At 66.1% G+C, this 2,875-nt stretch carries 3 protein-coding genes; all 3 read right to left on the bottom strand.

The window, feature by feature from the left end:
• On the bottom strand, window positions 1-200 hold a 200-nt coding region (locus RN01_RS32280), incomplete at its 3' end, for an efflux RND transporter permease subunit (RefSeq protein ID WP_039016857.1).
• Window positions 197-1,762 (bottom strand): efflux RND transporter periplasmic adaptor subunit, encoded by a 1,566-nt coding sequence (locus tag RN01_RS32275; protein ID WP_017510653.1) that lies wholly within the window; start codon window positions 1,760-1,762, stop codon window positions 197-199. The genes RN01_RS32275 and RN01_RS32280, both read right to left, overlap by 4 nt.
• Window positions 1,759-2,875 (bottom strand): TolC family protein (locus RN01_RS32270; protein ID WP_039016856.1); only part of this gene is annotated, 1,117 nt, incomplete at its 5' end. The genes RN01_RS32270 and RN01_RS32275, both read right to left, overlap by 4 nt.

The raw sequence follows: 2,875 nt of genomic DNA, 5'->3' as shown, positions 1-2,875 counted from the left end.
TAGGTGACCTGGTTCTCCACAATCTGGGGAGCCTGCCCAGGGAATGGGGTGCGAATGATGACCTGCACGTCGGAGAGGTCGGGCAGGGCATCCAGTGGCGTACTTCGCACGGCCCAAAGCCCCCACGCGGTCAGCATCACCGTGGCAAGAAGGACCAGGAAGCGGTTGCGGATGGACGCAAGGATCAGACTGGCGATCATGGCTTGGCTCCCGCGGTCTGGACTTGCGGCGCGACGGTGACGAGCGTCGCCATGCCGTGGGGATCCAACCGGAAGCTGAACGCGACGCGATCGCCCGCTTTCAGTCCCTGCGGAAGGCCGGCAGGTGGCGCGGCAAACTCCATTGTCATGGCGCCCCACTGGGCTGACGGGATGGCCTCGTGAGCGATGATCAGGCTGCGCTCGCCGATGGACTGGATGCGCCCTACTGCACGATGCTCGGGGCCAGCGGCCGACGCCTCGGAGGCGGCGCTGTCAACCGGGGGGCCGGAAGTAGTTTCCTGCATGCGTGCGACGGTCCCGCGCAGGCTCGCTTCTGAATCAATGAGGAACTGTCCGGAAACCACGACTTGCTGGCCCGCCTTCAGGCCCTCGAGGATCTCGCTCTGGCCACCGGCGGTTGCGCCCGCCTTGACTTCTACCGGATCAAATCCACCTTCGCCTTTGGCCACCATGGCAATGGTGCGCGCTCCGGTCCGGATTAGTGCCTCGCTGGGCACGAGCAGGCGCGCTGTTGCGCCCGCCGGCACCATGCGTACCGACACGAACATGCCCGGCAACAGTTTCCTGTCCTTGTTCTGCAGTTCGATCCGTACCTTGATCGTGCGCGTACCGGCGCTGACGTCCGGCAAGATCGTGTCCACCTTGCCGGGCAGCGCCAGATTCGGCAGCGCCGTGGTGCTTGCCATTACCGCCTGGCCAGGCCGCAGGGCAGCCGCCTGGCTTTCAGGCACTTCGGCGAGCACCCACACCGTTGCCAGGCTGGCGATGCGAAAGAGCGTCATGCCAGGGGGAACGGTCATGCCGTCCCGAGCGCCGACCTCAGTGACAATGCCGTCGACCGCGCTATTGACCGTGAGCCGCGGTTGGAGCTTGCCGCTTGCCTGCACTACGCGGATCTGGCCGTCTGTCATGCCTACCTGCCGCATGCGCGCCACCGCGGCGTCGCGCAGTTCGGGCTGCGGGTTACCCGGCATGCGCGCGACGGCCAGGTACTCTTCCTGCGCCGCCACCCAGTCTGGCGAATAGACCTGGGCGAGCGCCTGGCCTTTGCGGACCGTTTCCATGGTGGTCCGCACGTAAGTGTGTTCGACGAACCCGGTGGTTCGCGCCTGAATGACTTCGATGCCGCGCTCGTTGATGGCGACATTGCCGGGGACCTGCAGGGCCATCTCCAGCCGGCCGAGCTTTACTTCCGCGGTCCGGACGCCGAGGTTCTGCGTCACGCGGCCGTCGATGCGCACCGCGGCGCCGTCGGCATTTTCCTCTTCATACACCGGTATCAGCGGCATATCCATGTAAGGGGATTTGCCCGGCTTGTCAAAGCGCTGCCCCGGTACCATCGGGTCGCGCCAGTAGAGAATCCGTTTGCCGGTCTTGAGCTCGGCGCCCGCGGCCGGATCATGGCCGTCGTGGGGCCCATTGACCGTTGCGGATCCGGAAGCTTGCTGATGACGTTGCTGTTGTCCAAGGTAATATGCGCCACCCAGGCCCGCCGCAACGGCGAGACTCATCGCGACGCGCGCGATTGCGGTCGTTTTCATGGTTGATCCCCTTGCGTGGATGCCGGCATTGCTTCAGTCGCAAGCGGCATCAGGAAATTGAGCTCGGCCCACAGCCGGGCCGTCGCGGCCTCCAACTTCAGGCGTTCCAGCGAGAGATTGAGCGCTTTGCGGCTCGCGTCGGCGACTGCGGAGAGCGTGCCGGCACCGGCGCGATACGCCGTCAGTGCTGCTTCTGTCTGCGTTCTGGCCAGCGGCACCGTGACGTCGCGATAACGTTCCAGCCGCGACTGGTTCAGGCCGAGTTCGGCTCGCTTGCCGCGCAGTTGGCCCTGTAGCCCACGTCGAACCGCTTCGGCTTGGGCTCGCGCTGCATCGGCCTGTGAGAGCTTCGCGGCGAGCTCACGATCTTGCCGGTTCTTCCGATCCCAGGGCAAAGGCAGGGATAGGTTGACCGAAACCATGTTCGAGTACGCTGGGCCGCGCTGGCTGTACATCAACTCCACGCTGACGTCCGGAATCCTGTTTTCCCGCGCCACGCTGCCCTCGGCCTCCGCGACGCCGACCTGGGCCTCGGCGGTGGCCACATCGGGCAACTGGGACACGACGCTGCCATCGAGATTGGCGAGCCACGCGGGTATCGCAAGCGTCGGACTGTCACCCAGGGGGCGCACGGCGGCGTCACCGACCCAGCGCTGCAGCATTGCTCTGGCTGTCGACACAGCGGCGCGCGCCTCGTCCTCCCGGTCGCGCAATTGCTGCAACTCAAGTTCAGCGGTCAGGATATCGGTCCGGGGGCCGCGGTTGCCACGATAGGCAGCGCGGGCAGCGTCGATCATCAGCCCGATGGACTGCGCCTGTTCCGCCAGCACGACGGTTGCCCGCTCGGCATAGAGCCGATCGAGCCACGCCTGTGCCGCGCCACGCTGTACGGCGGCGAGCGCGGCCGTGCGTTGCGCCTGCGCCGACGAGGCCTCGGCCTCGAAGCGTCGTGCGCGCGCTTCACGCTTGGCTGATCGCGTCAGTTCCTGCATCACGCTGATCGAGCGCATCGTCATCGATTCCGTGCCGATTGAGAAGCGATCCCGTCCATCGGCGGGCACGTTGTTGACGCCAACCTTGAGAACCGGGTCCGGCAGTTGCCTGCCCGCAACC

Origin of the sequence: Cupriavidus sp. SHE, from assembly GCF_000812445.1 — a bacterium.
GTDB classification, from domain to species: domain Bacteria; phylum Pseudomonadota; class Gammaproteobacteria; order Burkholderiales; family Burkholderiaceae; genus Cupriavidus; species Cupriavidus metallidurans.
Note: the sequence above shows the minus strand (reverse complement) of the source record. Positions and strands in the feature narration are given on the sequence as shown.

Excerpts from the sequence above, each read along its gene's own strand:
- RN01_RS32275 (WP_017510653.1), bottom strand. The coding sequence starts at position 1,762 with ATGAAAACGACCGCAATCGCGCGCGTCGCGATGAGTCTCGCCGTTGCG.